Below are 5,256 nucleotides of genomic sequence, written 5' to 3'. Positions count from 1 at the left end.
CTTACAGCGGTTCAAGGCGCTTATTATCAAAAGGAAATGTTGGCAGCCGAGCAGGAGGGGCGGATAGGGCGCGTTGCGCGTGATCCTTTAATGCAAATACGCGCCTTTTGGGATATTGGGGGCACGGGTGCTAAGGCAGATGCCACAGCGATATGGATAGCGCAATTTGTTGGCAGAGAGATCAGAGTGCTTGATTATTACGAAGCACAAGGACAGCCGTTATCCGAACATATAGGTTGGTTGCGTCAAAATGGTTATGAGAAGGCATTGATGGTTTTGCCTCATGACGGTGCGACCAGAGACCGTGTACACAATGTGAGTTTTGAGAGTGCTTTAAATGATGCGGGTTTTGAAACGCAAGTTGTTCCCAATCAGGGAGCAGGGGCGGTTAAGATGCGTATAGAGGCGGTGCGGCGTATTTTACCTTCAGTTTGGTTCAATGAAGAGACGACCGTAGCAGGGCGCAAAGCACTGAACTGGTATCACGAGAAATGGGATGAGAAGCGCAATATTGGCTTGGGAGCAGAGCATGATTGGTCCAGTCATGGAGCAGATGCCTTTGGATTGATGTGCGTGGCTTATGAAGAACCTCCGACGATACAAAGGCGACCAGCTTATAGCGGTAGAGAAACTTATGAAAGCACGTCATGGATGGCAGAATGATGTATGATGAAGAGCATTTAGATAAAGAAAGTAACGCATCAGATTTGTCGACAGAAGGCTTATTTCGCAAGCTTGTGAGTTGGTACAAAGAAGATGTGGAGCATGTGAATAAATGGCGTGAACATGCGCGGGAGGATTTTCGTTTTTACAATGGTGATCAGTGGAATGAGGCTGATTTAGCGGCGTTAAAAGAGCAACGCCGCCCCGTTATGACCTTTAATCGTATTGCTCCGCTTGTAAATGCTGTTGTGGGTTCAGAGAGAAATAATAAGCGCGAAGTGCAGTTTATTCCACGTCAAGTAGGGAAGGCATTGCCTAGTGAATTGCTTACCGGTGCGGCAGAATGGTTTCGGGACATGGCGCATGCAGAATACGCTGATAGTGATGCTTTCCAAGATGCGGTTATCTGCGGCATGGGGTGGACTGATACACGGCTTGATTATGAAAACAGCTTTGATGGTGAACCGGTTATTACGCGTTTAGACCCGTTAAAGATGGTTTGGGACAGTGCAGCGGTGCAACCGAACTTAACCGATGCGCAACGTTTGTGGTATGTGGACCGCAAGCCTTTGGAAGTAGCCAAGCAGATGTTTCCCAAAGCCCATTGGAGTGAACTGAGTGCAGATTGGGCTCGTGATGGGATTGCTTATGAGGGCATTCATCATAATGATCTTGAAGCTTATAATGATGAGAAGGGCATTGATGTTGAAAACGGTCGACGGATGATCACACTTGTTGAATGCCGTTGGTTTGAAAGCGAGAGGTATTACAAAGCGCCCGATTTAAGCACTGGAGAACTTCGTGATTATAGCGAGGAAGAATTTAAACAGCTTCAATGTATGATGCCTAATATTCAAGGGGCGGCTTTTAATAAAAAGGTTGTTAAGCGCGCTTTTTTAGGCAGGAAGGTTTTGCTATGCCCCGATCAACCCATGGTTCCAGCTGGTCAATTGGGTTGGGAGTGTATAACGGGATATTTTGATAAGATAGAACGGCAGTTTTATGGTGTTGTGCGTCCTACAAAAGATCCTCAACGGTGGGCGAATAAATATTTCAGTCAAGTGATGTATATCCTTAATAGCCAATCCAAAGGCGGGATAATGGCAGAGAGTGGTGCATTTAAGGATGAGAGAGAAGCAGCAAAAAGTTTAAGCCGATCAGACAGTATTACATGGGTTAAACCTAACGCATTGGCACAAGGAAAGATCCAACCCAAACCCGTAGCACAGTTTCCACAAGGCTTTTTCCAGCTGTTTAATGAAGCTAAGGAAGCAATTAATCAGGTGACGGGTTTATCGCCCGAATTCATTGGCACAAGGGAAGTGACACAAGCGGGTATTTTGGAGGCACAACGACGCCAATCCAGTTTAAATCTGCTTGCTTGTCTGTTTGATGGTTTACGTTTGTACCGCAAGCGGCAAGGTAAAATTATTTTGCACTTGATACAGAATTACTTGTCCGATGGGCGTTTGGTACGGATATCTGGTGAGGAGAATGCGCAATATATTCCATTGACGCGTGAAGAAGTAACGAGTGTCGAGTATGATATTGTAGTTGATGATGCGCCAACCAGCCCGAATGAGAAAGAGCGCACCTTCGGTATTATCACACAGCTGCTTCCATTGCTTCAAAATGCGATTACGCCGGATATTATGCTTGATCTACTTCGTTATTCACCATTGCCTGCGTCATTGCTTAATCGTGTCAGTGAGAAGTTCCAACAGCAACAAATGGCACAACAACAGCAGATGGCCCCCGAGCAGGAAATGAAGTTGCAGGAAAAGCAACAAGACTTAGAGACGAAAGCACAGATGCATCAGATGGATTTGCAACAAAAGCAGATTGATCTGTTTGTGCATCAAGAGAGAGCAAAAACAGACGCGGAACTGATGAAGCAACGCTATGAGATTGAACGGCAGAAGCTTCTCAATACTCAGGCACACAATCAGATCATGCGAGAGCGAATAGCATTACACAGAGGTATGCATAGTTGAGAAAGGTGAAAGAATGAATGCAGAAATGAATGAAGCTATGAATGAAGATTACAGAGTTGGAGCGCCGGTCTTTGATGATGAGAGCTCTTTTGATGCTGGGACTTATGATGGTGAAACGATTGATAATAATGACATTACGTCTCCAGAGCCGGTTGTGCAGCCCGTTGAAAAGCCTTCAGAGATTGTTCCTAATTTAGAACAGCAGCGTATGGAGCAACAAGCCAAACAAGCTCGTGAAGCGCTTGTCAAGCTTTATGAACCCCAAACCCAGACGCCAATGGTTGAAGGTGAAAATGCACCCCCAGACCCTACACAAGACATTATTGGCTATATGAGTTGGATGGGAAAAAAGATTCGAGAGCAGGATGCGTATATTAGGGAACAGAAAGAAGCGCTAAGACAAGCTGAGGAACAGCAGCAGCATGATATACGTCTTGGTCAGTTTTTCAACAATTCTGTTAAGTCGTTTCAAAATAAATCCAGTGATTTTGGTGATGCGGCAAATTTTCTTTATGAGAAGCGTGCGAAGGAATTGAGTTCTTGGTCGTCACTTTATCCTGAGTATGCAGATCCAAACACAATTTCTGAGATCATAAGGAATGAATTGCGTACGATTGTAGCGACTTGTGCACAAAGAGATCTCAATCCGGCAGAAGAGATTTATAGGATAGCACAAAACCTTGGTTATCAGACAAAAGCGATACAAGCCAACGATCAGGTTGCAGAACTTCAAAGCCGTCAGAATTCTGCGCGGACTTTGACGGCATCTGGTGGAGGGGGGAGTGTTGGACCAATCACTTTAAAAAACATTTGTGATATGTCTGATCAAGAATTTGGAGAATGGTATAGCAATCCTAAGAATCAAATCATTTTTGATAAGTTAATGGGGCGCGATGGCTGAGTATAGTCTAGGCGCATAACGTAATCCGCTTTTAATGCGGGTTTTTGCCGGCTTAAAGCCGGTTTTTTTATAGCAAAGAAAGGTAAAATCAATGGCAACAACACGTATACCTATTAATGATGCTCAAGCGGTGAAAGCTTGGTCAAAGAGATTAAATTATGAAGCGTCTAAAGCGCTTGATATTGAACCATTAATGGGAGAAGGCTCCAATAGTATCATTCAAGTCAAAAATGAACTTAGGAAAGAAGGTGGAGATTGTGTTACGTTTAGCTTACGAGCACAGATTATGGGGCGTGGTGTAAGCGAGGGTGAAACGCTTAAAGGCAATGAAGAGGCACTCCAATTCCTTCATGATAAACTTTATATCAATGAACTTAATAACGCTGTTTCAACAAAAAATAAAGGTACGATTGATCAACAACGTATTTTGTTTAGTTTACGCGACGAAGCACATAAGGCATTGGTTGATTGGTTTGCAGACCGTTTGAGTTTGATGTTTTTTCTTCAAGTTTGCGGATATACAGCGCCTACAATAAAGTTTGAAGGACGTGAAGTTGAACTTGATGAATTGTATTATGGTTTTAATGCACCATTGGCACCAAGCAGTAAGCGTATTGTGCGACCAGAAGCCAAAACGAAAGATGAAGACGTAAAAGAGCTGGCAAAACACGGTTTTAGTCTTAAGCTCATAGATGAAGCTGTTAAAGTTGCAAAGTTGGCTAACCCCAAAATCAGACCAGTACGGGTTGGTGGTTCCAATGTCTACGTGATGTATCTTCATCCCATACAAGTTATGCAATTGCGTACCAATACAGATACTGGTCAATGGCTTGATATACAAAAGGCAGTTTATTCAGGTTCGCGCGCGAAGAACCCGATTTTTGATGGTTCACTAGGCATGTATAATGGTGTGATTTTACGAGAATCCGAACATGTAACCCATGGTGTTAAATCCGATGGTAGTGTTGAAGAAAATGTCCGCCGTGCTGTATTACTGGGTGCACAGAGTGCGATGCTTGCCTTTGGAGCAGAAAATCAAGAGACGCGCTATAAATTGGTTGAAGAGCTTGATGATTATCAACGGGTATATGGTGTTGCAGCTAAGACAATCATAGGCATGAAGAAAACACGTTTCCAAATGCCTGGAAGAGGACAAAATGCGCAAGATTTCGGAACCGTTGTTGTTTCAACTTGCACAGGCGAAAAGCCTTCTTAATTTTCAAAGAAAGGAAATAAAACATGGCAGAAGGATTACCACAACCCCTACAAGGGAGAAACTTGGTTACGCAACAAGTGAGTTTTTTTCGCTTGAACATCTCGTATAAAGATAAGCATTTGACACGCAAAATCGGGACTTTACCGCGTGGTGCGATGATCCTTTCGATTAAAGCGTTTGTGAAGACAGCGTTTTCGGATGCGAAATTAAAGATAGGTAGCACCTATGGTGGTAATGAGTTTAGTGAAAAGGACATCAAAACCCAAAGCACTCAAGATTTTACATCAACCAACCAAAAAGAGTTTGTTCCAGAAGATCAAGAGCTTACGCTTTATGCAACACGGGATAAAACAACCGCGGCTGGAGAGTGTGTTGTGGTGGTGCAATTCGTGACCAATCGTTGAGAGGTATTTTGATGACACGTCATTATATTCGGGTTAAGACCGGAGGACCGATACCAGTAAAGCGAGATGTTTATCGTC

General features: G+C 43.7%; 4 protein-coding genes and 1 pseudogene. All 5 read left to right on the top strand.

The genetic code is table 11. The features are described from left to right. A pseudogene (locus ACFIJJ_RS08920) lies at positions 1-663 on the top strand (PBSX family phage terminase large subunit); the annotation flags it as partial. Beyond that, positions 648-2,657 (top strand): portal protein, encoded by a 2,010-nt coding sequence (locus ACFIJJ_RS08915; protein WP_375646694.1) that lies wholly within the window; start codon positions 648-650, stop codon positions 2,655-2,657. The pseudogene ACFIJJ_RS08920 and the gene ACFIJJ_RS08915, both read left to right, overlap by 16 nt. A 13-nt stretch (positions 2,658-2,670) precedes the next feature. Then, positions 2,671-3,558 (top strand): hypothetical protein, encoded by an 888-nt coding sequence (locus ACFIJJ_RS08910; protein WP_375646693.1) that lies wholly within the window; start codon positions 2,671-2,673, stop codon positions 3,556-3,558. Between the two features lie 91 nt (positions 3,559-3,649). Then, a complete protein-coding gene (locus ACFIJJ_RS08905; protein WP_375646691.1) occupies positions 3,650-4,774 on the top strand; it encodes a N4-gp56 family major capsid protein in 1,125 nt (374 codons plus the stop codon). 23 nt (positions 4,775-4,797) lie between these two features. Further along, on the top strand, positions 4,798-5,178 hold the full coding sequence (locus ACFIJJ_RS08900; protein WP_375631674.1) for a hypothetical protein: 381 nt from the start codon (positions 4,798-4,800) through the stop codon (positions 5,176-5,178). The last annotated feature ends 78 nt before the right edge of the window (positions 5,179-5,256 follow it).

It is taken from the genome of Bartonella sp. TT29SHDZB (genome assembly GCF_042193395.1).
Classification (GTDB): domain Bacteria; phylum Pseudomonadota; class Alphaproteobacteria; order Rhizobiales; family Rhizobiaceae; genus Bartonella.
This window is presented reverse-complemented; position numbering and strand designations above follow the sequence as displayed.

What these genes read in the sequence shown, in the direction of transcription:
- ACFIJJ_RS08915 (WP_375646694.1), top strand. Translation starts at nt 648, where the DNA reads ATGGATGGCAGAATGATGTATGATGAAGAGCATTTAGATAAAGAAAGT.
- ACFIJJ_RS08910 (WP_375646693.1), top strand. Translation starts at nt 2,671, where the DNA reads ATGAATGCAGAAATGAATGAAGCTATGAATGAAGATTACAGAGTTGGA.
- ACFIJJ_RS08905 (WP_375646691.1), top strand. Translation starts at nt 3,650, where the DNA reads ATGGCAACAACACGTATACCTATTAATGATGCTCAAGCGGTGAAAGCT.
- ACFIJJ_RS08900 (WP_375631674.1), top strand. Translation starts at nt 4,798, where the DNA reads ATGGCAGAAGGATTACCACAACCCCTACAAGGGAGAAACTTGGTTACG.